This window comes from Chondrinema litorale, assembly GCF_026250525.1.
Classification (GTDB): Bacteria; Bacteroidota; Bacteroidia; order Cytophagales; family Flammeovirgaceae; genus Chondrinema; species Chondrinema litorale.
Genome location: NZ_CP111044.1, coordinates 480,148 through 506,110, shown reverse-complemented (window position 1 = coordinate 506,110; position 25,963 = coordinate 480,148). Strand labels below are relative to the sequence as shown.

General features: G+C 32.7%; 20 protein-coding genes. 15 read left to right on the top strand and 5 right to left on the bottom strand.

The annotated features are described in order from the left end of the window. Window positions 1-51: 51 nt before the first annotated feature. The 3 genes from OQ292_RS22405 (at window position 52) to OQ292_RS22395 (ending at window position 3,494) form a co-directional block, all read left to right on the top strand. Window positions 52-1,668 carry a beta-N-acetylhexosaminidase gene (locus tag OQ292_RS22405; RefSeq protein WP_284686180.1) on the top strand — a complete coding sequence of 539 codons (1,617 nt, stop codon included), beginning with the start codon at window positions 52-54 and terminating at the stop codon, window positions 1,666-1,668. 239 nt (window positions 1,669-1,907) lie between these two features. After that, a complete protein-coding gene (locus OQ292_RS22400) occupies window positions 1,908-2,531 on the top strand; it encodes a hypothetical protein (RefSeq protein WP_284686179.1) in 624 nt (207 codons plus the stop codon). 270 nt (window positions 2,532-2,801) lie between these two features. Further along, window positions 2,802-3,494: a porin family protein gene (locus OQ292_RS22395; protein WP_284686178.1), complete on the top strand. Its 693-nt coding sequence runs from the start codon at window positions 2,802-2,804 to the stop codon at window positions 3,492-3,494. A gap of 48 nt (window positions 3,495-3,542) precedes the next feature. Here the strand turns inward: OQ292_RS22395 and OQ292_RS22390 are convergent, their stop codons facing one another. From OQ292_RS22390 to OQ292_RS22375, 4 genes are all read right to left on the bottom strand, one after another. Further along, entirely contained in the window at window positions 3,543-4,220 is a 678-nt protein-coding gene (locus OQ292_RS22390; RefSeq protein ID WP_284686177.1) for a LytR/AlgR family response regulator transcription factor, read from the bottom strand. Window positions 4,221-4,262: 42 nt separating this feature from the next. Then, the gene (locus tag OQ292_RS22385; RefSeq protein WP_284686176.1) at window positions 4,263-5,579 is read right to left on the bottom strand and encodes a sensor histidine kinase; all 1,317 of its coding nucleotides are present in this window, start codon (window positions 5,577-5,579) and stop codon (window positions 4,263-4,265) included. 174 nt (window positions 5,580-5,753) lie between these two features. Continuing rightward, window positions 5,754-6,467 carry a hypothetical protein gene (locus tag OQ292_RS22380; protein ID WP_284686175.1) on the bottom strand — a complete coding sequence of 238 codons (714 nt, stop codon included), beginning with the start codon at window positions 6,465-6,467 and terminating at the stop codon, window positions 5,754-5,756. 39 nt (window positions 6,468-6,506) lie between these two features. After that, window positions 6,507-7,454, bottom strand: coding sequence for a hypothetical protein (locus OQ292_RS22375; RefSeq protein ID WP_284686174.1), 948 nt, complete (start codon window positions 7,452-7,454; stop codon window positions 6,507-6,509). A 519-nt stretch (window positions 7,455-7,973) separates the two neighbouring features. Between OQ292_RS22375 and OQ292_RS22370 the strand changes: the two genes are divergently transcribed. The 6 genes from OQ292_RS22370 (at window position 7,974) to OQ292_RS22345 (ending at window position 16,031) form a co-directional block, all read left to right on the top strand. Continuing rightward, window positions 7,974-8,924: a 2-dehydro-3-deoxygalactonokinase gene (locus OQ292_RS22370; protein ID WP_284686173.1), complete on the top strand. Its 951-nt coding sequence runs from the start codon at window positions 7,974-7,976 to the stop codon at window positions 8,922-8,924. Then, window positions 8,914-9,564 (top strand): bifunctional 4-hydroxy-2-oxoglutarate aldolase/2-dehydro-3-deoxy-phosphogluconate aldolase, encoded by a 651-nt coding sequence (locus OQ292_RS22365; protein WP_284686172.1) that lies wholly within the window; start codon window positions 8,914-8,916, stop codon window positions 9,562-9,564. The genes OQ292_RS22370 and OQ292_RS22365 overlap by 11 nt, the downstream gene beginning before the upstream one ends. Window positions 9,565-10,027: 463 nt before the next feature. Continuing rightward, window positions 10,028-10,837 carry a helix-turn-helix domain-containing protein gene (locus OQ292_RS22360; RefSeq protein WP_284686171.1) on the top strand — a complete coding sequence of 270 codons (810 nt, stop codon included), beginning with the start codon at window positions 10,028-10,030 and terminating at the stop codon, window positions 10,835-10,837. A gap of 68 nt (window positions 10,838-10,905) precedes the next feature. Further along, window positions 10,906-11,475, top strand: a complete 570-nt coding sequence (locus OQ292_RS22355; RefSeq protein ID WP_284686170.1) for an NAD(P)H-dependent oxidoreductase — start codon at window positions 10,906-10,908, stop codon at window positions 11,473-11,475. Between the two features lie 280 nt (window positions 11,476-11,755). Next, window positions 11,756-12,241, top strand: coding sequence for a two-component regulator propeller domain-containing protein (locus OQ292_RS22350; protein ID WP_284686169.1), 486 nt, complete (start codon window positions 11,756-11,758; stop codon window positions 12,239-12,241). A gap of 88 nt (window positions 12,242-12,329) precedes the next feature. After that, entirely contained in the window at window positions 12,330-16,031 is a 3,702-nt protein-coding gene (locus tag OQ292_RS22345; protein ID WP_284686168.1) for an ATP-binding protein, read from the top strand. A gap of 293 nt (window positions 16,032-16,324) precedes the next feature. Here the strand turns inward: OQ292_RS22345 and OQ292_RS22340 are convergent, their stop codons facing one another. Further along, the gene (locus tag OQ292_RS22340; RefSeq protein ID WP_284686167.1) at window positions 16,325-17,197 is read right to left on the bottom strand and encodes an MOSC domain-containing protein; all 873 of its coding nucleotides are present in this window, start codon (window positions 17,195-17,197) and stop codon (window positions 16,325-16,327) included. Between the two features lie 354 nt (window positions 17,198-17,551). Between OQ292_RS22340 and OQ292_RS22335 the strand changes: the two genes are divergently transcribed. From OQ292_RS22335 to OQ292_RS22310, 6 genes are all read left to right on the top strand, one after another. Beyond that, window positions 17,552-18,877 (top strand): TolC family protein, encoded by a 1,326-nt coding sequence (locus tag OQ292_RS22335; RefSeq protein ID WP_284686166.1) that lies wholly within the window; start codon window positions 17,552-17,554, stop codon window positions 18,875-18,877. 5 nt (window positions 18,878-18,882) lie between these two features. Then, window positions 18,883-19,941: an efflux RND transporter periplasmic adaptor subunit gene (locus OQ292_RS22330; RefSeq protein ID WP_284686165.1), complete on the top strand. Its 1,059-nt coding sequence runs from the start codon at window positions 18,883-18,885 to the stop codon at window positions 19,939-19,941. Window positions 19,942-19,948: 7 nt separating this feature from the next. Beyond that, on the top strand, window positions 19,949-23,053 hold the full coding sequence (locus OQ292_RS22325; protein WP_284686164.1) for an efflux RND transporter permease subunit: 3,105 nt from the start codon (window positions 19,949-19,951) through the stop codon (window positions 23,051-23,053). 77 nt (window positions 23,054-23,130) lie between these two features. Beyond that, entirely contained in the window at window positions 23,131-24,021 is an 891-nt protein-coding gene (locus OQ292_RS22320) for a DUF6268 family outer membrane beta-barrel protein (RefSeq protein ID WP_284686163.1), read from the top strand. 51 nt (window positions 24,022-24,072) lie between these two features. Then, window positions 24,073-25,140 (top strand): sensor histidine kinase, encoded by a 1,068-nt coding sequence (locus OQ292_RS22315; protein ID WP_284686162.1) that lies wholly within the window; start codon window positions 24,073-24,075, stop codon window positions 25,138-25,140. Then, entirely contained in the window at window positions 25,115-25,879 is a 765-nt protein-coding gene (locus tag OQ292_RS22310; protein ID WP_284686161.1) for a LytR/AlgR family response regulator transcription factor, read from the top strand. The genes OQ292_RS22315 and OQ292_RS22310 overlap by 26 nt, the downstream gene beginning before the upstream one ends. Window positions 25,880-25,963 lie beyond the last annotated feature (84 nt).

The window sequence follows — 25,963 nt, the reverse complement described above, 5'->3', positions numbered from 1 at the left end:
CCTAAAAGATATATCATCTCTAATAAAAATTAGATTAAAAAAGAATTGAATATGCAACTCATAAAGTTGATAGCTTTTGCTATTATCATTAGTTGTTCTTCTGTTTTTGCGCAGAAGAATATCAAAATTATTCCTCAACCAAATAAGATTGAATTGGGAGAAGGAGAATTTACATTAAATACTAAAACCCAAATTATAGCTTCAAAAGAACTGCAAAACGAGGTCAATTTTCTGGCTGATGTTTTAAAAAAAGGATTTAATAAGAACGCAAAAATACAATCTAAAGGTAAGGGAATTACGCTAGCTATTGATCCTACTTTAAAGAGCCAATACGGAGAAGAAGGTTATATACTTTTAATTAATACAGATGAAGTTTCTATAAAATCTGCAAGCAGTACTGGTGTGTTTTATGGTGTTCAATCTTTCAGGCAATTACTCCCTACAGATTTTGAGTATTCCACTCAACCGGCTGATATTTTAATTCCAACTATAAAAATCACAGATACACCAAGGTTTCCGTGGCGAGCTTTTATGCTAGATGAATCGAGACATTTTAAAGGGAGTGAAGAAGTGAAAAAATTACTCGACCAAATGGCTCTCTTAAAAATGAATACTTTTCATTGGCATTTAACCGATGATCAAGGTTGGCGCATAGAAATAAAGAAATATCCGAAGCTTACAGAGATTGGTTCGAAACGAGCAGACACACAAACAGAAAGAAAAAGCGATAAGCGAACTGGCGAACCTCACGAAGGTTTTTATACTCAAAAACAAATAAAAGAGATTATTGAATATGCTACTGAAAGACATATAACCATTGTGCCTGAAATCGAGATGCCGGGCCATGCTATGGCAGCAGTCGCGGCTTATCCTTGGTTAGGTTCTTTGGGTACTACTACAGCCGTTCCTGAAACTTTTGGCAAGATGGACGATTCCTTCAACATTGCAGACCCAAAAGTAATTACATTTTTAAAAGATGTTTTGGATGAAGTAATCGCGCTCTTTCCGGGTGAGGTGGTACACATTGGAGGTGATGAAGTAAACTTTGAACCGTGGGAAAAGTCTGAGGAAGTTCAAAAATTTATGAAAGAGAACGGGCTTAAATCTCCAGTTGATTTGCAGGTTTATTTTACCAATCAGATTTCTAATTATATAGACTCAAAGGGAAAAAGAATGATGGGTTGGAACGAAATTATGGGCGATAATATTCACGAAGAAAACCAAGAGAAAACGCTAGAAGTAGAACAAAAACTAGCAAATTCTGCCATTGTACATTTTTGGAAAGGTGACCTAAATTTAATTACTCGTGCAGTAAAAGATGGCTACAATGTAGTAAACTCAAACCATTGGGATACTTATTTAGATTATACGTTTGAGCGAACTCCACTTTCAAAGTCTTATGCATTTAATCCCATACCCGAAGGTTTAGAAGAAAAATATCATTCATATATTCTTGGTTTTGGCACACAGATGTGGACTGAGTGGTTACCTACACAAGAAAAATTGGAGCGACAAATTTTTCCTCGACTAGCCGCTTATTCAGAAGTAGGTTGGACTAATTTAGCAAACAAAGATTTTACAAACTTTGAAGACAAGCTTGAAAAGCTAAAGCAAAGGTGGAACCTTGCTGGTGTGTATTTTTATGATGGAGAAAAGAAGTTGGATTAATAAAATTATTTATAACATATAGTAAGTGTATTTCAGCATCATGGAATTTACTCTTAATCTGTCCTTAAGATTCGGATATATGCTAAGTGGTTAATATAAATTAACCCAAAATAAAATTAGATATATGGTGATTTTTATTGATTATGTTTGCCAAAAAATCTGAAGAAGTGTTGAGTTATTTTACCAGACTTCAGGGAATTAATTTAAGATAAAACTATTGGTACACTTTAAATCTCTGTATGAAAAAAAGCTATTTGATTTTACTCTTGATCATTACTCTTTCCCATTTTTCTTGTGAAGATTCGAATGAAACTATTCCAGAATTTTCTATAGAAACAGCTGACCAAATGCAGACAGATGAATACGAAATATATAGTGTTATTCTTGAGAGTTTCAGTATTTCGCAGTTTATTATAAGGCAACAGACTACTTCGTACACACCTCCACAAGAAAACCTCGAAGTTTTTTTTAGCCTTGATAAATTGTCGGGAATGGACTCAACATTGTATTCTCAATATGTAAATGCAAATAGCAGTACATATCTTTTAGATGAACAAATTGCTGTATCTGGTAAGGGGGTTAAAATTATATCAAATAAAGAGTTAGCCTATTTTTTTGATAGAGAAAACCTGTATAATAGTTGGGCGCTTTTTGAGAAAAAATACCCTGAAGCAGGAAAATGGTATTTTTATTTCAACAAAATCGGGTTTAACGAAAATTATACCCAAGCAATTGTGGGTATAGAATCTTATTGGTTTATGGAATCGCCAGATGGTCCCACATTAAAATCTGGTAGACTTATTTATTTAGAAAAAGTAAATGAAGTTTGGGAGTTTTTAGTCTCAACAAGTTATAACCTTTAAATACTCACACATTCCTAAGTTATCGATTTTAAAAGATATTATTTAGTAGCAAATATTTTTTTGGTTCTGCATTCTTATTGTTTAAAGAAGAATGCAGAACTGTTTTGCTGCAATAAAGAGCACATAGTAGAAAAGTATGTGGCTGATTTTTGCAAAAGGAATATTAATAATTTCTGGTCTAGGGTAACCATTTGGATGCAGATGCTATATATAGAAAACGGCCATCAATTTTAGCATTTAACTGGAATATTTACTTTACAGATCAAAATTATGGAAACCAAAATAAAGAACAGTGCTATACAACTCTATACTATAAATCCCAATCGATTTGGTTTTACTATTATCTGTCTTTTGTTACTTGCAATAAATGTAAAAGCACAAGATGTTTTCCCTAAATCAAGTTTTGGCTTAAAGGCTGGAGTAAATTTAAATAGCTGGACCAACGAATTTCCTTTCTACACCTACGAAGGTCAGGAACTTTACCCAGATGACTGGGAAACAACCTATGGTTTTCATTTTGGTGCTGTCGTTAATATTAGACTTTCTCAGCTTGTTGCCATTGAGCCGGGCATTATGTATACAATGAAAGGCACAGGTTTATATGCTGAAGCTGGCAACACAAGAGCAGAAGCCACAGTGGAGTCTAATTATCTTGATATTCCATTTTTATTAAGACTCTATGTTTCAGATGGCTTCAATTTATTTGTAGGTCCACAAATGGGTTATCATTTAAATAGTGCTTATGATCTTACTGTAGGTGATATAAGCATTGTGGAAAAAGAAGATATTTCTAATGATATAAATGAGTTGGATTTTGCAGGAGTTTTAGGATTAGGTTATGAGTTTGAAAGTGGTTTTAATATCAACATAAGTGGCGAACTGGGATTTAATACGGTAGATGGTTACGATTATCTCGATACATATAACCGAACCATCCGTTTTTCTATGGGTTATCTATTTTGAATGATTTTTTTGAAAAAAAAATCGGAAAATTTTTAATCTAAAAAGGTGCTATAAATTTAATCGCTTAAAAAATGTCGCTTTGTATCGATTACTTATAGGCAACTGATGATTTGCTATGTAAACCTGATTGTTTTCAATCTTTTGTATGTGTTCAATGTTTACAATATAAGATTGATGGATTCTGATGAATTGAGCAGTCGGTAATTTTTCAATTAATTCTGAAAAGGTCATTCGGGGTGAATAACTTTTCTCGTTAGTAAATATATCGAGGTAATTACCTGATCCTTTAATAAACAATACTTTTTCGAAAGTAATCTTTATGTTTTTAAATCCATCTTTTATAAAAATGAATTGATTTTGTTGTGTAGCTTCTTCAATTCTATGTGCAATTTTATCTATAGCTATCTGAAAACGTTCGAATTCAAAAGGCTTTAGTAAGTAATCAATTGCATTATAGTTATAGCTTTCTACAGCATAATCTGAGTAGGCAGTGGTAAAAATGACATTCGGTTTTCTTTGTAGCTCATCTAGCATTTCAATTCCAGAAAAATGAGGCATGTTAATGTCTAGGAATATAACATCTACCGGGTTCTGTTTTAAGAAATTCAAGGCTTCTTTTGCATTATAGAAAGATGCTAGAAGGATAACTCCATTAATTTTAGATATATGATGTTGAATTACTTCTATTGCTTTTGGCTCATCATCAATAGCTACGGCTGTTATCATTAACTTTCAATTTTATTAAATGAATTTTTCAATATTTAGATGCTAGTTTTTTCTCTGGATAGTAATTGAAATTTTAATAGTGAACTTATTATCTATTTTAGTAATTTCAAAAGTATGTTTTTTAGGATAAACAAGTTCTAATCTTTGTTGTGCATTTTTAATTCCAATTCCCAATCCTTGCTCCTTATAAAAGGTTTTAAAATCATCATTATAACTATTCACACATATAAAATGGACCTCATTTTTTTTACAAGTTATTGAAATATGCAAAGTAGATTTTTGCGAAGGATCAATACCATACTTAAAAGCATTTTCTACAAATGGAATGAAAATACCCGGACTAATCAATTGGTTTTCAATATTTATAAAAGTTGTCTCCACTTGAGGCTCAATGGCACATCGAAGTTTTTGTATGCTTATATAATCAGTGATGTATTTTATTTCGTTTTCTAATGGTATAAAATCTCTATTTATATCTTTCTGCATATATCGAATCAAGTTTGCCAACTTAGCAATACTTGTCCCTGTTTTTTCTGCTTTCTCACTAAGGGCAGTTGCATATAATGTATTTAGGCTATTAAACAAGAAATGTGGATTAACTTGTGATTTTAAGAGTTTTAATTCCGACTCTTTTTCTCCTAATCTAATATTGAGCGATTTTTCCCTAGATTGTATCTTAATTCTTACAAATGAATAAACAAATGAAAGGAACAAAATGATAGATAGGATAATTAAGTTGGGAAGGCTAAAAATTACTTGAGGTATATCTTGTTGTGTAAATGGTTTTCCTGTTTCTGGGTTGAATTGAGGGCCATTATAAATTGTTAGAAGAATTGTTTGTAACAAGAAATAACTCAAAATAAGTGTCAATAAGCCTAATAGGTAGTAAATCTTATTTTTAAGTATTAAGGGTGATATTCCAAATGTATTGATATAAAATGTTAATATTAGAGGGAGATACAAACTGAGACTGGTTTTATTAATATTAGGAATAGTAACTAGCAACGCAAACAACAATGTGAGGGCAATAATGTGGAAAAATGCTTCTAGATAAGGAGAAATTGCTTGGTATCCATAAACCAATAAACAATAGATAACTGATAAAATAGCGATAACCAAAAGAGGAAAACTGATTGTTGCGTTAGTATTAATTAAGTTATTTATACTAAAAAGTTTACTTGCGGCAATGTTAAATATATTACTGTCTGGTGTATTTAAAGTATTTATAATATCTATAAATAGGTATACTTCAGTTACTGCAAAAGCAATGATGCAGATTATAGAAAATATCAAATAGTTAATTCCTTTACCCTCTTCAAACTTTATGGGTACAATTACTATATTATGAATAAAAAACATTCCCACCCCAACTAAAAACATATAGGTAGTATATCTTATGTCTAATGAATAGTACGAATAGAAATTTGGTGTTACAGTTATTAGTAACCATGCAAAAGCAATAAAAAAAAGGAGATTAACAATGATTTTCTTAGTCGAGAGATTTGAAATTGAAAAGGCCATAATCACTTTGTTTTATCTTACTAAGAGACTATCTATTTGAGTATATAACATTGTAGAATCTTGTGGCCATGCTGCCTGATAGTTAGTAATATGACCCTGCTTATCAATAAGTAAATATAATGGCAAAAGAAGGTAAGGATGTTTAGTTTTCTCTAATATACTTTGCCTTACTTGCTTATAACAATTTGCATTCATAAGTAAATGATAACCTTGAAGTTTATATTTTTTAATAGCCATTTTCCATTTTCGAAAATCGTCATTTTTAGTTTTAGATCGGGTGTCTGGATTAGCAATATGTAGCATGGCAAAATCTCTACTGTTGTATTTTAGGTTAACTGATTCAATTGCTGCTATTTGGGCTGGAGTTGGTACTGACTGCCCGATTCCAGCTCTTAATCTTAAAGAGAGAAATTTGTATTCTTCAAGACCAATATCATTTCTTATTGAGTCTAGTAAATCTTTGAATACTTCTTGTTGATGTCTTGTATAGGGCATATTGCCCTCGTCAAAAGGCTCCCATATTTTAACATATAGCACCTTTCCTTCAAACTCTTTTCGATTGATGAGTTCTTCAAATGAAGCTTTTTCATAAGAATCTTCGAACAATTTTATTGCATCATTTCCTCTATAAGACAGTTCATATGGATAAGTAAGTACATAACCGAGCAAGAAAAATAATGATACAATACCCAGTATCTGAAGAAGTGTTTTAAGTAGTTTATTCAAAGTATTTAATGATTAGATTATTAAATCCTATAAACAGTATTATAAATCATACTTTTCCATTAATTTATCATTCAATTCTCCTTCAGGAAATTTTTTGATTGTCGCAACCACTAAATCTTCCACAAAATCATCAGTTCTGATTTTATACAGCAGCTGGTTAGCAATGTAAAAGTAGTTTGATTTTTCAGGTAATTCTCGAATAGCACTTTTACATTTTTGTTTACTGAATTCATTATAAATGATGTATTTTTTGTTTTGGACATTTATTTTAAAATTCAAATAAAGCTCTAAGTACTTATTGTAGTTTTCAGAAGCTATTATAACAGGATTAATATTGTCTTTATCAAACTCAATAATATCTAAAAGCTCTGCTGAAATTTCATTTTTGAAAAGTGAGTCAGGATTAAAGTGTTCGCTTGTTTTAGTCAACATTAAAAATTTAATAAACTCCAATCTAGCTCCAAACTCTATTTCGGTTTTTACATATTCATAAAATGTAGGTGAGAGTGTTTTTTCTTCTGCTTCAAGATTATCTAACAGCTTTTGCTTTATTTTTTTTAAACTTACTATGGCATTTTCAATGGGTTTGTTTTTGTAAAGGTCTAAACGATTATCTATTTTATCTTTCAAATCAAATGTAGTTTGAAAGTATTCATTTTGAACAGTATTTTCACCTAAAAACTTAATTTCTGTTTTTTGAGATTCTACAATAGTGTTGTTAGGTAATACTTTTGCTCCTAGTTTCCTGTATTTCTCTGCTACTTCTGGGCCTAATTTTTTAAGAGTCTGATTATTTGTAAGCTCTACCTCCAACGTAGTGTTAGGTTCAATCAGAAAAGTGCTGGTACTATATGTGTAGAATTTATCACAATGACCATAATAATAGTCTTTTGTAAAGTTTAAGAATAACAACTGTTCTTTGTTTAGATTTAATAAATCTTGATTGGGGAATAGCTGTATTACTAAGGGTAAATTTTTATTTTTCAATTCGAAATAAAATGTACTGTCTGCATCAAGTATTTGAAACTTAATCTCACTTGAGTGAGGTGAATGGTAAGTCATAGTTTGTAAATAGACAGTATCAGTTGGCCAATTAGCTACCTTTCCTTTAATGACAGAAAAGTCTTGTGTATATCCATTTAATGCCATAGATAAGATGATTATAAATGCGGGAATAATTAGTTTTAGCTTCATTTCTAATAGTATTTTATAATTTTAGATGAAACTATCCCTCATTTACATGCATTAAAAAAAAATGTTATTACAACACTCTATGATGATGTAAATGTTGAGTTTGATGCAATATTTGTTTATTCAAATCATAAAGTTGTACTTGCTTTATTGGAAGAAAAATTAGAATTTGGAGAGGTGCATCTAAACGGTTTTAAATATGACATAAACCTTCCTCATGGAGGTATAAAATATAAAGGTATGGGTGTTGATTGTTCCATTTATACCTTTGATCACTATTTAATAAAGAGAAGAATTACCAAAACATTAAACTAAGTGGAAATACCAAATCATTTTATAAGTGGAGATTGGGGGACTAGTAATTTTAGGCTGAGACTAGTTGAGACAGAAACGCTCAAAGTACTTGCTGAAGTCAAAAATGATCAGGGTGTGAAAACTGTTTACCAAAAATACCTCAACCAAAATAAGATAAGTCAGTATGATTTTTTCTTGAACTTCTTATTAGAGCAAACCTTAAAGCTTACAGATACTCCACAGGAATATATGATTATACTGGCTGGAATGGCCTCTGCAAATATTGGTTTATTAGAATTAGACTATGCTAACTTACCTATACTACAAAATGGTAGTAGTTTAAAATGGGAGTACTTATCAGGGAATTCCAAAGCTAAAATTCTCTTAATATCAGGGGTGAGAGGTGATACAGGAATGATGCGCGGCGAAGAGATTCAGGCGGTTGGTCTCGAAGAATATTTAGCTCCATTTGAAAAAGGAATTCTTCTATTACCTGGTACTCATAGTAAACATCTGGCCTATAGTAACAGAAAGTTTAGCGGTCTTAAAAACTTTATGACAGGCGAGTTATTTGAGATATTTTCAAAGCATAGTATATTAGCTAACTCAATTGCTACAGCTCAATGGGATAAAAAAAGAGAAACCGCTTTTAAAGAAGGACTTGTTTTAGGTTTTGATGGAAAACTAAACGAAAACTTATTTTCTGTAAGAGCAAAAGATATTTTATATAGTTTTGACAAACAGGATAACTATTATTTTTTGAGTGGCCTTTTGATCGGAGACGAATTATCATATCTAAAAGAAAAAGAAGATAAGATTTTCTTAGCGGCATCAGGTACAATCTACGAAATATACAGAGAAGCTTTACAAATGCTTTTTGCAACTCAAAGACTAGTTTTATTTAATAAAAACATGCTTGAAAAGGCATTTTTACAAGGACAAAAGAAAATACTTTACCAATATGGCAAATAACACTACATTCTCATGGGATTTGTACCACAAGGCACCTGTTATCGGGATTATAAGAGGTTTACCTAAAGAAACGATATATAAATTGACCTCTGCTTTTGTAGAAGCTGGATTCTATACTATCGAAATAACAATGAATACCCCCGATGCAGAAGAAATAATAAGCACACTCATAGAGAAATTCCCTCAAATGAATATAGGAGCAGGAACGGTAATAAGCATTAAAGATTTGGAAAATGCTAAAAGAGCAGGAGCAAATTTTATTGTTACTCCTGTTATCAGCGAAGAAGTAATAGCAAAGTGTGTGTCTTATGGAATACCTATTTTTCCGGGAGCTTATTCACCGACAGAGATATTTAAAGCATGGACAATGGGAGCTGCCGCTGTAAAAGTTTTTCCAGCAGCTCAATTGGGAGTACAATATATAAAAGATGTTTTGGCGCCTCTAAATGAGGTTAAACTACTGCCAACAGGAGGAGTATCGTTACAAAATATCAAAACATTTTTTGAGGTGGGAGCTTTTGGAGTTGGTATGGGAAGTTCATTATTTGATAAAAAAATGATTCAAGAAGAAGATTATAATGCACTCAAAGATCATTTTGTTAAACTAAAGCAAGAAATCAATGTATTTATAAAAAGTTGATGAGCGATTTACAAAAATAATAAAGGAATTAATTCGACTTCTTAGAAGGGAAATAATCTTCTTGTTAACATTAAATTCACATTTGATTTACATTTTGTTAATTTATTGTTAGATTAGCCTATCTTAGAATTTTTTAGATATAATCTACTCCAATTTTAAGGTATAATTCATCAGATTAGAAAATGGTTTGCATAATCAATCTGGTATAAATATTATTTTTAACTAAAACACACATATCATGTCTAAGAAGAAAGATAAAAAGAAAAAAGACAAAAAAAAGAAAGACAAAAAGAACAAGAAAAAGAAATAGTTATCAAATTGATATTGAATAATTATACTAGTGTAGTTGAGTAAATAAGCTCAGCTACACTTTTTTTGTATATAGAGGTTATAGTAGAAATTAATAAAACCTAATTGTGTTTTTTGAGAAGAGTTTCGTACAAATCTATAGTTCTAAGAAAATATGGAAAATTACAATAACTATAGAATTCCAGTAACAGGAGATTTTAAAGACGTTTTCTGTCATTTTTATTTTGCTGAAAATAAAACGCGAAATCCCATTATAAAAACCTTGGTTCCATCTTATCAAACTATCATGATTTTCAGTTTTGGTAACGATGTGTTGCTTCATACCCAACAAGACGAAACTTTAGCATTGAGTAAGTGTATTGTCTTGGGACCAGTAAAGTTTGCTTTTAAATATACTTTACAAGTAAACTCAGAAATATTAGTAGCTAACTTTAAAGATGATGCCTTCTATAGATTTTTTAGTAAAGTTATGCTTAACTCAAATTCTCTGACTCACCCAGATACCTTATTAGAGTCGAATTGCTTTGCGTTATTATGGACTCATCTTAATGAGATAAAAGACAATAATAGTCGAGTAGAATTTATATTAGAATTTTGTAAACCTTATTTAGATGAGCAAAGTGCAATTGCTAATCAGTTAAATAAAATTGATAATGAAACATTAAATCCTATAAAAACTATTGCAGAGCTTAATAATGAAAGTGAAAGAAACATACAGATTAAGCACAAAAAGTATTTGGGTTATTCAGCAAAAGAAATTCTTCGCTTTGAACGCTTTTTAAAAGTGATGGAATATATACCGAAAAATATTGATGAAAATGCTCCTCAGATAGACTGGTTAGATATTGTACAAAGATGCGGTTACTACGATCAAAGCCATTTAATACACGATTTTAAAAAGTATCTTAATATGAGCCCTACAAAATACTTAAGGTTTCAACAAGATATTTGTTACCCCCGCTAATTTCGTTTTCTTACAATTTTGGTAGGTTAATGTCAACTACATTTGTTTCATCAATCAAATAAAAAAAGATGAAACATTTAATAATTTTCGCACATCCCAACTCAAAGAGTTTAAATGGACTTTTGAAGCAATCTGTAGTTAATTTTTTAGCAGAAAATAATCATGAGGTAATCCTGCGAGATTTATATCAGCAGTCATTTAATCCAATTCTTTCACTTGATGATATGGCTGGGCAACGCATGGGTCAAGTTACAGAAGAAATAAAAAAGGAGCAGGAATACATTGAATGGGTAGAGGTAATAACTTTCATTTATCCAATTTGGTGGACAGGACTTCCTGTAATGATGAAAGGGTATATTGAAAGAGTTTTTAGTTATGGATTTGCATATAGATATGATGAGGGAATTCAAAAAGGCTTATTAAAAAACAAACAAGCAGTGATTATTAATACGCATGGTAAATCACATGCAGAATATAATGCCATAGGAATGGACAAAGCTCTTGAGCTCACTTCTGACAAAGGAATTTTTACTTATTGTGGATTAGCAATTAAGAAACATGTTTTTCTTGAAAAAGCAGACAAAGCAAATGCAGAAGTGATTGCAAAGTGGAAACAAAATATTTTGAGCGTATATTAAAACAGAAAAGAATATACACTAATTGGATTTAACTTTTTTATAGAGTATTACAAGTAATTCTGTTGTAGTAACAATACACACAATTGAATTGCTGAAAGTGAATCCTTTTCTATTACATCAGTTCATCATAAGTATTTATTATTGATAATGTGTAAAACGATAGTTATATTTAATATGATAGCAAGCTAATAGTTTAACTGACTAAGATTTCATCTTGAAAAGATCTATACCCCAATTTCTAAATTCAAGTTTTTATACATTGGTATTTTTAATAATATCAGTGCAACTCTTCGCCCAAAAAAATTACTCTTTACAACAAGAAAATATTCCCGAAGCACTTAAAAACAAATACATTACTGCTGTACTGCAAGATAAAATGGGTTACATGTGGTTTGGAACAAATAAGGGTCTCATGAAATTTGATGGCTATAAAGTAACTACCTATCAACTGCCAATTATAGATACTACTGAGATGGATAAGGAAAGAAACATTATTGTTTCTAGTCTAAGTGAAGCTAAAAATGGTAATATTTGGGTTGGTGGTTTACATGGAGAAATTGCTCGTTTCGACCGTATTAATAATCGATTAGTTCCCTTTGATTTAGATAGTAAAAACAGAAATTTTTATACTGGTGAGCCAAGGTTTAGATTGCCTAATAATACCAGTCGAATTACTGAATTAGACTCACTGCATGCATTGAGTAATCCTGATAGTTGGGGCTATTACCGAAATATTTCAAGATTCAAAAGAGGTTGTTTGGGCTAGTGTAAGAAATTCACCCGGATTTTATCAGTTTTATCCAGATACTAATTCTTTTCATAATAAATACGGCAAGATAGACAGTGTTAAATGGATGATAAAATGGAACAAAAATTTAGATGTTACATTTAATCGACCTTTAAATTACTTCGAAGACAGTAAACACAATTTTTGGATAGTAGATGAAAATGGCATTATTAAAATGGATATGTCAACTGGCAAACATCAACTCTTTCAGGTGAATCCAGTCTACAACAGATTCAAGAAAATTAATGCCCTTCAAAAAAGTACTTTTGTAAACGATAGTCTTATTTTTACCACGCAGTTAGGTACCGGCTTAACTATATTTAATACCAATACTCAGAAATATGAACACCATCTTTATTTAAAGAAAAATAAGCCTACTTCTAAAAGGAAAGGGAAAGAAAAAGTAACTTTTAGGTTTTGCCCAGAAGATATTTACAAGAATTATTATGTTGCCAATAATTACTTCGAGAACCAATACATCATTTATTATGATCGGTTAGAAGGAAAAATATGGAGTTTAGCCTATATAATTACTCAAGATGAATGGCTGTTTTTAACCTTTGATATTAATACTCAGACTTTTGAGAAAATTGAAATTGAAAATGGTTTTAACAGACATGGTTTCCCATTTGACGGTGGATTTCTTCAAAAAACACTTGTCCAAAACACCTCCAGGTATTCTTATACAGAAGTAATTCAAGATGAATCATACAATGTTTGGTGGGGTACAGAAGAAGGCGTTTTTAAAATTTCTCCTCAAAGCAGAGCATTCCGTAAATTAAACCACTTTAGTACAGAAACCCATACAAGCTCTGTTACAGATAGAAATGGTAATATCTGGTTTTCTGTAAGGGATACTTTGTATCAATATTTCTCAAATAATGATAGCATTGTGCCTTTCCTCTTTAATAATGATGTTCTGCCAGCAGACCAGCATTCAGACCAATATTCCATTTTAGTACCTATAGAGATTTATGAAAATAATACAGATACATTGTGGCTCCCTGCTAACGATGGGCTTTTTTCCTTTAATACAGTTACCAAAAAGTTTAATCGAGTAGATATTACCGATTGGCCTAAAACGATGGTAAAAGATGAAGATTACAACCAGCGATATTACATTGTGAGTTGCCATAGTGCAACTCAAGACAAAAATGGTGATTTCTGGTTGAGTTACTTTGGTAGATTGGTTAATTGGCAAGTTAAAGAAAACAAAGCTTACAGTATCGTTTTCCCTCGCTGGACATGGTCTAAAGATGATGGTAGCCCAACCGGACAAATAAATATTGATCCTTATGGCAAAGTGTGGCTAGGAACCTTACACTCTGGCTTACATGTATTCGATCCGAAAGATATCACAGATCCGATGAATGTACCTATGGATATATTTAAAACCTTTGAGTTTGAAGGTGCTGATCCTAAGTTTATTGATTCTAAAAACAATATGTGGGTAATTTCAGCTTCGTCTGGTGTAATTAGAATTAATACTAAAACTTTAGAATATACCCAATTTACCAAAAATGACGGTTTAGCCGATAATACCACATATAATATTGTAGAAAACAAAAACGGAAATATTTGGATAGGTACAGCTAACGGACTTTCTTGCTTTAACCCTGAAGCAGAGCAATTCAAAAACTTCTATAAAAGCTATGGTTTGCCTACTAATAAAGTAAATGCAAAGTTTTCTAGCATTACAGATGATGGACAGCTTTTTATACCAACTACAAGTGGTATTATCGTTTTTAATCCTGATAATGTTTATTCCAGTTCTTTAGTGCCAAGAATTGTTTTTACAAACTTTAAAGTAGATGGCAAAGAGTTAACTATTTCTAAAGACTCCCCTTTAAAAAGTGATATTTCTTTAACAAAAGAAATTATTCTCCCCTATTGGCAAAATGATCTATCAATTAGTTTTTCTGCATTACATTATGATGATACTCAAAAAAATCAGTATGAAGTTTTTATGGAAAATGATGATGAAGATTGGAGAAATATTGGTAACCAACATGCTGTAGAATATACCAATATGAGTCCCGGTAGTTATATTTTTAATGTGAGAGCTTCAAATAGTGACGGAGTTTGGAATATGAATGGAGCTAAACTCCAAATCACAATTTTACCTCCTTGGTGGGCTACTTGGTGGGCATATACCATTTACTTTATTTTAATAGCTGGCTTGCTATACACTTTCTATAAATATAAAATTAATCAAAAATTACAATTAGCAGAAGCCCGCAGATTACAAGAACTAGATAGTTTTAAAACACAATTTTATACCAACATTACTCATGAGTTTAGAACCCCACTAACGATTATATTAGGTTTGGCAAAAGATGCCATTATTAAGAGAAATGCGAGTTCTCTGCTTCAGTTAATAAATCAAATACTTGATATTTCTAAGATTGAAAGTGGTTCTTTAAAAGTTAATTTAAGCCAAAGTAACATTATTATTTTTCTTAAATATCTAGCAGAATCCTTTTACTCATTGGCCGAAAAACAGCAGGTTACCATTCATTTTATTTCTGATTTACAAGAAGTTATGATGGATTATGACAAGGATAAAATTCAACATATTATTACAAACCTGCTTTCGAATGCGGTAAAGTTCACTCCAAAAGGTGGTAATATCTATTTAACGGTAGATCAAATTAGTGTTGGAAACCAAGCTTATTTGCAGATAAAAGTAAAGGATACTGGCATTGGTATTTCTGAAGATAAACTCAAGCATATTTTCGATCGATTTTATCAAGCTGATGAGACTTTACAAAAAAATGAAACTGGAACAGGTTTAGGATTAGCAGTAAGCAAAGAATTGGTTTTGTTACTAAATGGAAAAATTGAAGCAACAAGTGAGCTAGGTACTGGTACAGAAATTACCATTCAGCTACCTATTACACAAACTGCTAACTTTATTGAAGAAAGCAACGAAAATGCTGTGTCACAAGAAACACGTTTAGCAGAAACAGAAGAAATGCCTCATGAAGATTCGGACTTGCATTACCATAGTAACATGCCGCAAATTTTAATTGTTGAAGACAGCGAAGATGTGATTTACTACCTTAAATCTTGCTTGAAATATGATTACAAAATTGAAACTGCTGCTAATGGGCAAGAAGGGATTAATAAAGCAAAAGTAATAGTGCCCGATATTATTATTAGTGATGTAATGATGCCTGTAAAAGATGGTTATATGCTTTGTGAAGAGCTAAAATCGGATATATTAACCAGCCATATTCCTATTATTCTACTTACTGCTAAAGTAATGCTCGAAAATAAGATTGAAGGCTTAGACGTTGGGGCTGATGCTTATTTAACCAAACCATTCGATAAAATTGAATTGAAAGCTTGCATCAAAAACTTGATGAAACAGCGAGAAAGACTATGGAAAAACTATAAAGCCAGTAATATAAAAGATGTATCTGTAAAAGGAATGAGCATACAAGACCAAAAGTTTTTAGAGAAGGCTCATAAAATACTCGAAGAATATAAATCTGACTCAGATTTTAATGGAGAGAAATTACTAAGAGAATTAGGAGTGAGCAGAACTTTTCTGCATGTAAAGTTAAAGTCACTTACAGGAAAATCTACCACAGAGTTTATTAGAATATACAGACTCAAATATGCTGCTGAACTGATAAAGAATGGCTACGGAAACCTCACAGAAATCTCGATAGAAACAGGCTTTGCCAACCAGAGTTATTTTTCTAAAGCTTTTAAAGATTATTATGGTGTATCACCATCAGCATTTGCTAAAGAGAAGAATTAGCTGATCTAGTAAGTACTTTCTTTGAGAATAGATAAATTTCTTCAATCAATTCGTAGAGCAATTGGATTCTGCTTTTCAGGTTGTTGAAACTTCTCATCAAGGTTGAGGTTGACTGTAAAAATAAGATGCTGTTGCTCCTCCATCAATTAGAAAATCAGTACCAGTGATAAAAGCTCCTTTTTTAGATAATAATAACTCAGCCACATTTGCTACTTCGTCAGCAATTCCGGGACGACTTGCCAGATGATGGAAAGCTAATTTCTATTAAAGTAAAGTGATAACTGTAAGATTCTTTATTTAAATAACTCAGCTTCAAGTTGAATTATATCTCCAACTTTAACTTCTGGTTGCAAAGTATTTTGCCATGTTTGATGGTTCCAAACAGCATTTTGACCAAATAATACTTTATTCCCTTTGAGGCGATATTTACTTAAAGTGGCCAAAGGTTCTTTACCTTTTGTACCTGTATCTGGATCGAGTGTTGTTAATACGCATCGAGCACAATTTTTAACACCCACAAAGTCTACTCCACCAATCTTGAAATTGGTAAACTCATCTTCTTGATAAGGTGTGCCGCCACTATATACAAAGTTAGTTCTAAATCGTCTGATACTGAGCGGTTCAAAGTGAGTAGAGTTTTGGTTTACATTTTTCGGATTTGCTTGTATTTTATCATTTAAATCATGCATACTTGCCTCACCAATAATCAGAAATGGATAGCCATCGGCAAAACTCACAATATCTTCACCTCTATTATAATCTTCATCAACCCGTCTTTGAGTCGATTCTGGCATAGTTACCAATTGGCATTTTTTACCTAAAAAGTCGCTCAACCACTCATTTATTTCATTTTGTGCTAGAATGGCTTGCACGGTATCATCCCAAACAACAACATCGAAAGAACTACTTCCTTCAATATTGAAAGGTACTTTTATGCAATTATCTTCATTTTGTTTTTCTTTAATTACTAAAGAATTATTTTCAATAATAGCCTGTAGCAAAGCCATTTTGTTATAAGTACGTTGGGTCATAAACTTTCCATCTGGTTCAGTTATCATCCAACGACGATCGTATTGCAAACCACGCTTTGTAACAATGGCAGATTTTGGCGAATAACCGTCTAAAGACTTAACAGGGAAGATATTTATTTGCGATAGTTGAAGCATTTTAAAGTTTAATTTTTTCGTGTCACTTTATTTATTTCCAAAAACAAATGGCTAACTATAAAAATGATGTAGTAATTTCTATAATACAGACCGTCCCAAATTAATAGTTAAATTCATTTATAGCAGCAATAGGGTGAATTTATTTCTCTAAAGGTTTAAACAAGCATCAAATTGATGTTTTAAACTGACTCGACTTATTTTGTATCCATTTTCCATTGCATACATTTCTAAAAATGATAAGTATGTTTAATAAGTTTTCACTTGTCCACTTCAACCTGCATTTTGCCCGTCTCCCTTTATTATTACTTCAATAGCTGATGTACCTCGCTTTGTTTTGCACAACAAAATGAAGTTATGAGGTATTTTATTTTAATATTATTTATTGGATGCATAGCAAGTGCAAATGCACAAACGGGTTTCACACTGAGTGAGTGTATTGATTATACCCTGAATAATCATCCGACACTTTCAGTCTATGAAAACAACAGGTCTATTGCCAAAGCACAATCTAGCCAAAGTGTAGCTAGCTATTTGCCACAAGTTACAGGCTCAGCCAATTTTACTGATAACCTAAAATTGCAAACGACTATTTTACCCGCAGGAACTTTTGGCCCAGAGCCAGCAGAAGTACAATTAGGTACTCAGTTTAATACTGTAGTAGGTGTAGATTTTAGCCAAACAATTTACGATCAATCGAAGATTACTGGTATTAAGGCAGGTAAGCCTTACGAAGCGATGACCAAGTATCAGGAAGAGCTCAACAAAGAAGTAATCACTTATAATACAGCCAAAGCGTATTTTCAGGTGCTTACTTTTAAAGAGCAACTTAGTTTACTGTATAGCAATCAGGAAAAGTACGAGGAGATGCTTTCGGTACTCCAATATCAATTTGAAAAGGGAGTAGTTTTACAAAAAGATGTAGATCGAGCCAAGGTAAATCTCAATTCAATCAATTACCAAATTGAAGATGCAACCACCAAAGAACAATTGGCACTTAATACCCTAAAAAATACAATGGGTATGCCATTAGATAGCACATTGTTAGTACAAGAAGCTATTGATTATGAGCTGTTTGCCACAGCAGATATGCATAATGATTTATCTCTGGAGAGACTGACAGAAGTTCAAATAAATAAAAAGCAAATTGAACTTCAAGAGATAAATCTGCAAATGCAGAAAGCCAAGTTTAGTCCTACTTTAGACTTTGTAGGCAAATATGGTTCGCAAGCTTTAAGTCAAGATTTTGATGATGCATTTTCAGACTGGAGGAGCTTCTCTTATGTAGGTATTTCACTTAAACTGCCATTATTCACAGGATTTAAACGTAGTAGTCAGGTAAAAGAAGAAAAGTTAAATCTAGAAAACGAACTCACCAATTTCGAGATCAACAAGAGAGATTTAAAGTTACGCTTCGAAAATGCTCAAACATCTGTAGGTACAGCTTATAGTTCTTTCCAGAGCAATAGAGACAATATGCAATTGTCTAAAAAATTACTCGATGTTACAGAATATCAATATCAACAGGGAGTGGCTAGTTTAACAGACTACCTCAACGATGATACTGCCTACAAAACAGCTCAGACAAATTATATAAACAGCCTTTACAACTTAATGGTAACTCAGTTGGATTACCAAAAATCTCAAGGCTCACTATTGCAATTTATAAACACTATTAAATAAGAAATATGAAGAAGTTTATCATACCAAGTGTAATTTCATTAGTCATTATACTGGCCATTGTATTTAAACTATTCAGTAATAAAAGAAAGATCGATGAGGCCAAAGAGCCTGTAGATCGTACTGAAATTCCTGTTTCGGTAAAAGTTACTAAAGCAGAGAAAAAAGCATTAGACATCAATGTGCATTACCCGGCAACTACAAAACCTTATGAAGATGCCAAAGTCTATAGCCAGTCTAGTGGAATAATAGATAAGTTAAATATCGAATTGGGTAATACAGTTTCAGAAGGTCAAACTCTTGGCAAACTCGATACTCGCCTTTTAGAAATTAATCTAAAAGATGCGGAAATAGCTTTAGAGAAGGCTTCTGACGACTACGAGCGCGCGAAAGATCTTTACGAGAATGAAGCGGGTGTTAAAGTAGATATGTTGAATGCCAAGACTAGTTACGATAAGGCTCTCAATCAAGTGAGACTTATTGGACAACAGATTGAGAATGCACAGATAATTTCGCCAATTAAAGGAATCATCTCTTCTCATACAGTAAAAGAAGGTGAGTTCATTAATCCGGGAACTCCAATTGCATCTATCAACAATGTGTTTCTGTTGAAAGCAACTGTATATGTAATTCAAGAAACAGTTTATCAGCTAGAATTGGGGCAAAAAGCGATCATTACAACTCCTGTTTTCGATCAAGAACAATTTACAGGGGAGATCATTTTTATCAGTCCTGTAGCTGATGCTAACCATAATTATCAGATCGATTTATTGGTGCATCAAAAAGATAATATTCATCTAAAAGGTGGAACTGATGTACAGGTAGCATTCAATACAATGATGCGCAAAGATGTTTTACAAATCCCGAAGTCTGCCTTAATGGTCGATGCTGATGAACCTTATGTATTTGTAATAGATAATGAGACCGCAGTTTCAAAAACAGTAAAAACTGGAGCAACTAGAAAAGATCAGGTTGAAGTAATTTCTGGAATAAGTGTAGGTGATGTAGTAGTTACAAACGGCCAGATCAATTTGAGAGATGGGAGTAAAGTGAATATCATAAAATAATAAGCACATGTCAATAACAGAAATATCTATAAAAAGGCCATTATTGATCTGTACCATATTTACTGGGTTGATCTTGTTTGGTATTATTTGTTACACGAACCTGAATTACAACTTATTACCCAGTTTCGATACGGGTAATCTAAGTATACGCACTATCTTGCCGGGTGCTTCACCGCAGGAGATAGAAACAAAGGTGACCAAACAAATCGAAGAAGCGGTAAGTACAGTAGAAGGGATTGATATTATTACCTCAAGTTCATTGCAAAATGTATCTGTAATTCAAATTACGCTAAAGTCAGGAGTGGATGAGATTGAAGCGCAACAAGATGTAGAAAGGAAAATTACCCAGATTAAATCCACTTTGCCAGAAGATATTGATGACCCGATTGTGAATCGATTCAGTACAGATGATTTTGCAGTGCTTAATATTTCAGTTTCGGCAAATGTTTCAGACAAAGAGCTGTACGATCTAATTGATCAAGATGTAAAACCCGGTTTGAGTAATGTAATGGGTGTGGGCGATATCAACATTATTGGAGGTCAGCAGAGAGAAATTAAGATTTTGCTCGATAATGATAAACTACAGATGTACAGGCTTTCTGCAAAGCAAGTATTTCAAGTAATTGCCGGAAATACAGCATCATTACCCGGAGGTAACATAAGCAACGAGACAGAAAATTTATCCATCACCATTAATGCCGATTATAACCAAATCGAACTCTTACATAATCTAGTAGTGAAAGACGATGGAGCAGGAAGTCGTATTTTGCTTTCAGAAGTTGCTACGGTAAGTGATGCGCAAGAACAAGTAGAAACGATTAACCGGATAAATGGAAAATCGGCAATTGGAGTACAGGTTTTTAAAACTGGTGATGCCAATGCGGTGGAAGTAAGTGAGTTGGTTAAGGAAAAATTAGCCGAACTGAAAGAGCTTTATGCAGATCAAGATTTTAGTTATGAAATAGCTTCAGACCAATCGATTTATACTTTAGACTCAGCAGATGCAGTAATGCATGATTTGTTTCTGGCAGTGCTAATTGTAGGTGTAGTGATGTTATTTTTCCTGCATAGTTTGAGAAGTGCTCTTTTTGTTTTGGTGGCCATTCCATCGGCTATGATTCCCACTTTTATCTTAATGTATTTAATGGGTTTTTCTCTAAATCTAATGACATTATTGGCTTTGTCTCTGGTTGTGGGTATTCTAGTAGATGATAGTATCGTGGTGCTCGAAAACATCTTTCGTCACTTGGAAATGGGCAAAGAAAAACGAAAAGCATCGCTTGAAGGTAGAAATGAAATTGGCTTTACAGCAGTAGCGATTACACTGGTAGATGTGGTTGTGTTCTTGCCAATGGCTTTTGCAGGTGGATTAATAGGTGGTATATTGGAAGAGTTTTCACTCGTAGTAGTAGTCTCTACATTGATGAGTTTGTTCGTGGCATTTACCCTTACACCGATGATGGCTTCCCGATTTGTAAAACTAGAACATCTTACCAGAGATAAAATGTGGGGAAAGATTATGCTGGGTTTTGAAGATATCATTAATTACCTAAAAGATAATTATGGTCAGTTGCTTCATTGGACATTGCATCACAAAAGATACTTTTTTACTTTAGTGATTGCCTTGATGATTCTTTCAGTCGCTTTAGTACCAGCAGGTTTTATCGGAGCTTCTTTTGTGGGTAGTAGTGATAGAGGAGAGCTAGCTATACAATTAGAAACATCAACTGAAACCCCAATTAGAGAAACAAACTTATTAGTAAAAGAAGCCGAAAAACTTGTATTGGCTCATCCTGAAGTAAAAACAGTTTACACCTTGGTGGGTACGCAAACTGGTGCAAAAGGTAACACCGAAAACATTGCAGAAATGTCTGTTTCATTAGTAGAGAAAACCGAACGTAACTTTAGTTCAGATGAGTTCGGAGTAATGGCCAGAAATGAAATAGAGAAGATTCCCGGCTTACAAGTTACAGTAATCCCAACAAGTATTACTGGTAATGTAAATGCACCTATCCAAGTAGTAATTAAAGGCACAAAGAAGGAAGATGTGTATAAAGCATCTAATCAAGTAAAAGAGTTGGTGGCAAGCATTCCGGGTTCAGATTATGTAAGATTTAGTACAAAAGGTTCTACCAAGCAAATACAAGTTACTCCGAATCGCGAAAAAATTGATTTGTTAGGTTTAAACTTAGCAGATGTTGCTCAATCAATCCAACTGGCTTTTAATGGTAATGACAATATCGATTTTATGGATGGTGATGATACTTATAACCTGAAAGTAGAAATTGACCAAGGTGATAAGAAAAGTATTGAAGCCATTGAAAATTTAGCTCTAAGTAACAGGAATGGCCAAATGATCAAACTAAAGCAAGTAGCTGATGTTGAACAAATTACAGGGCAATACATACTTCAAAGAACTAACAGACAAAGCTCTATTACAGTAACATCTTCGGCAGTTGGCAGACCATCTGGTGATATTGTAAATGATATTAAAGCCAAGTTAGAAGAAACCGATTTGCCCTCCGGCATAGAAGTATCATTTGAAGGTGATGCTAAAAACCAACAGGAATCTTTTAGGAGTTTAGCTTTTGCACTCATCATCGCAATGGTATTGGTTTATATGGTAATGGTGAGTTTGTACGAGAGTTTAGTGTATCCATTTATTGTGATATTCTCTGTTCCAGTCGCATTAATTGGGGCATTACTGGCACTGGCACTTACCATGAATCAACTCACAATTTTTACCATTATTGGTATGATTATGCTACTTGGTTTGGTTACTAAAAACGGGATTTTAATTGTCGATTTTGCCAATCATTTAAAGGAAGAGGGAAATAACGTAGTAGAAGCATTGATAGAAGCAGGCAAGGAGCGTTTACGACCAATTATAATGACCACATTTGCTATGATCTTGGGTATGCTTCCATTGGCCATATCGCAAAGTTCAGGCTCAGAGTTTAAAAATGGAATGGCTTGGGTGCTCATTGGCGGGCTTACAAGTTCCTTTCTTTTCACATTGTTTTTAGTACCATCAGTTTACTTGGTAGTAGAAAACCTAAAAGTGAAACTACAGCAAAAAAGAGGAATGGCAGTCGAGGTTAAGCTAGAATAAAGGTAACAAAAGCCATAGAATCAAACACAAAGGATTATTCGAGTTAGTGAGTTTTTTAATCAGAATTTATTCTAAATATGAAATATTTATTGTCTGTTAGTCTGGTCTTTTTTGCGACTCAAGTACTTGCACAAAAAATGAAATTGGCAGGAGTTGAGTATGTAAACTACCCGAAGGTAAAAGTTAAAGACGACGGTGAAGATTTCGAAGTCGCCTTTCAGGAGTTTTTGGTTTATGCTAATTATCCTAAGGTCTTAAAAAACAAAAAGACAGTTTTAATTAATGGATTTAGTTATGCATTTGTAAAAAGTCAATTGTATAATGACAATCTATCTATCGATAATTCAGAAATATTTCATAGGATTGGTTATACGATTACAGCCATCCATCGGTGGGATGAGGATTGGACTTTATCAGCTAGATTGGCTCCAACTTTGGCTTCCGACTTTGAGGAAAAATTGAGTAAAGATGATTTTATTCTTCAAGGTTCTTTACTGGCAGTCAAAAACTTAAATCAATATGCGAAATTTGGAGGAGGGCTAATATACACTACCAGACTTGGTAAACCCTTTTTGCTTCCTGCAGTGCAATACTTTTACGAAAAAGATAAACATTATTTCCATGCTTTTTTCCCTGCATTTATCGATTATGCATACCATGCTGGTGCTAAAGAAAAATTAGATTTAGGTTTTAGAATAGGTATAAACGGTTCAAATTTTAATGTAGGTCAATCCACTTATACCAATGCAGAGGTTGATCGATTGAATTATGTAAGGGTGAACATAGGCCCAACGATCACTTACCGACTTACAAAAATGTTACAATTAGAAGCATTTGGTGGGTTGAATGCCAAACGAATTTATAAGTTTGAAGATGCTCAAGGAAATACCTTCGACTTCGATTCTGAAAGATCGCCTTTTATTAATATTGGTTTAACTGTTGTTCCAGATAGAAAAAGAAAAAATTAAATTAATTAGATTGTAAATGAATTATGTAATAGAAATTTAAAAATCAATTTAATGAGGTTAAACTCAGTACAAAAAACACTATTTAAGAAGGCACTTTACACTTCACCTCTAATGGCTGTACCTAGTTTATCGCCAATAATGATAAAGTATGAAATCCCTTTTCAAATTTTCTTTTATGCTGTATTGATCCAAAGTGTAGTCGTGTTTAGTTTATGGTGTTTTAATATAGGACTGATTTCGATCTCTTTTGGGAATTTATCGGAGCAGAAAGAAAACTTTTGGAGATATCTTATTAGTTATATTTTTGCCTTAGCTGTATTAATTTTAGTGAGAGAAGTTCTACTAGCATGGACACATACTCAACACTTTAAGATTACATTTCCCAATAAACCAACAATAGAGCAAAGAATTCCATATTATGCTTTTGTACTAAGTTTTTCTTTAAATTCAGTGATATTAATTATCCAAGATCTAATTACCATTAGAGAGAAAAAAGCAATTGCAGATTTAGAAAACTCACAGCTTAAACTGCGAAATGCAGAAATTATCAATCAAGAACTAAAGCAACAAATCCATCCGCATTTCTTATTTAATGCATTAAATACATTAAAAACACTCATTCGAAAAGAGCCAGATTTAGCAGAAGATTATTTGATTAGGCTGTCGAATTTTTTGCGATTTTCAGTATCAACAACGAAAGCCAATACTGTAAGGCTCAAAGAAGAACTTGATATGTGTATCGATTATCTTGAAATGCAAAAAACGCGTTTTGGGAACACCTTGCAGTATAATAATAACATTCCGAACGAGCAGTATGAATCAGGGTTTGTTCCTATATTTTCAATTCAACTTTTGCTAGAAAATGCCATAAAGCATAATGCAATGTATCGGAACTCTCCACTTCGTATTGAATTGTTGTATGAAGATGGCAGAATTAGGGTGACCAATAACAAACAGTTGAGGAGTAAAGACGAATCTTCAACTGGTTGGGGGCTAGAAAACCTTGTAGAACGATATCGGTTACTATCAGGAGATAAAGTGACTATACAAGCTAATGAAGAAAGCTTTTCGGTAAGTATAAAAGTTTTAGATTATGAAGATTGTAGTTATAGAAGATGAACCTCTTACAGCAGAAGACCTGATTAATGCTATATTGGAAGTTGATGCTTCAATAGAAATCGTGGCACAGTTAGAATCTGTTTTGGAATCTGTAGCGCATTTTCAAAATAACAAAATGCCCGATCTTATTTTTAGTGATATTCAATTAAGTGATGGCTTAAGTTTGGAAATTTTTAAGAAGGTAAATATATCTGTACCGGTTATTTTTTGTACTGCTTATGATGAATATGCCATACAAGCATTTAAAGCAAATGGGATTGATTACATCATGAAACCCTTTTCGAGAAAATCTGTAGCTGATGCGCTATCTAGGTTTCAAATGCTCAAAACTAACTTTTCTCAAAATAGCCTTCCATATCAAGATGTGATGGATGCTTTATCACGAAAAGAAAGCACAACTGCTTCTGTGTTGGTGTATCAGAAAGATCAGATTATACCAATTAGTGTAAAAGATATCGCCTTGTTTTATATTGATAATGAGCTAACACATTTGATCACATTTAAAAATGAAAACTACATTATAGATAACAATCTCGATCGCATAGATCAAATAACTGGCAGCAACTTTTACAGGGTAAACAGACAATATCTGGTTAATCGAGAAGCTGTTAAAAGTGCATCACGTTTTTTTGGTCGTAAACTGGTAGTAAGCTTATTTATTCCTTACAAAGAAAACATTTTGGTAAGCAAAGCCAAAGTAAGTTCATTTCTTAATTGGCTTGCAGGCAGTGCAAAATGATTATTAAGATTTTTTGTTTTGGGATTGGTTATAGATTCCAAATATGTTGGATGAAATTATCTAGTTTACACTATGTAATAATAT

Coding starts and splice junctions, on each gene's coding strand:
- OQ292_RS22325 (WP_284686164.1), top strand. CDS start 19,949: ATGTCAATAACAGAAATATCTATAAAAAGGCCATTATTGATCTGTACC.
- OQ292_RS22365 (WP_284686172.1), top strand. CDS start 8,914: ATGGCAAATAACACTACATTCTCATGGGATTTGTACCACAAGGCACCT.
- OQ292_RS22355 (WP_284686170.1), top strand. CDS start 10,906: ATGAAACATTTAATAATTTTCGCACATCCCAACTCAAAGAGTTTAAAT.
- OQ292_RS22335 (WP_284686166.1), top strand. CDS start 17,552: ATGAGGTATTTTATTTTAATATTATTTATTGGATGCATAGCAAGTGCA.
- OQ292_RS22345 (WP_284686168.1), top strand. CDS start 12,330: ATGATAAAATGGAACAAAAATTTAGATGTTACATTTAATCGACCTTTA.
- OQ292_RS22320 (WP_284686163.1), top strand. CDS start 23,131: ATGAAATATTTATTGTCTGTTAGTCTGGTCTTTTTTGCGACTCAAGTA.
- OQ292_RS22390 (WP_284686177.1), bottom strand. CDS start 4,220: ATGATAACAGCCGTAGCTATTGATGATGAGCCAAAAGCAATAGAAGTA.
- OQ292_RS22385 (WP_284686176.1), bottom strand. CDS start 5,579: ATGTTTTTTATTCATAATATAGTAATTGTACCCATAAAGTTTGAAGAG.
- OQ292_RS22330 (WP_284686165.1), top strand. CDS start 18,883: ATGAAGAAGTTTATCATACCAAGTGTAATTTCATTAGTCATTATACTG.
- OQ292_RS22315 (WP_284686162.1), top strand. CDS start 24,073: ATGAGGTTAAACTCAGTACAAAAAACACTATTTAAGAAGGCACTTTAC.
- OQ292_RS22310 (WP_284686161.1), top strand. CDS start 25,115: ATGAAGATTGTAGTTATAGAAGATGAACCTCTTACAGCAGAAGACCTG.
- OQ292_RS22400 (WP_284686179.1), top strand. CDS start 1,908: ATGAAAAAAAGCTATTTGATTTTACTCTTGATCATTACTCTTTCCCAT.
- OQ292_RS22340 (WP_284686167.1), bottom strand. CDS start 17,197: ATGCTTCAACTATCGCAAATAAATATCTTCCCTGTTAAGTCTTTAGAC.
- OQ292_RS22405 (WP_284686180.1), top strand. CDS start 52: ATGCAACTCATAAAGTTGATAGCTTTTGCTATTATCATTAGTTGTTCT.
- OQ292_RS22395 (WP_284686178.1), top strand. CDS start 2,802: ATGGAAACCAAAATAAAGAACAGTGCTATACAACTCTATACTATAAAT.
- OQ292_RS22360 (WP_284686171.1), top strand. CDS start 10,028: ATGGAAAATTACAATAACTATAGAATTCCAGTAACAGGAGATTTTAAA.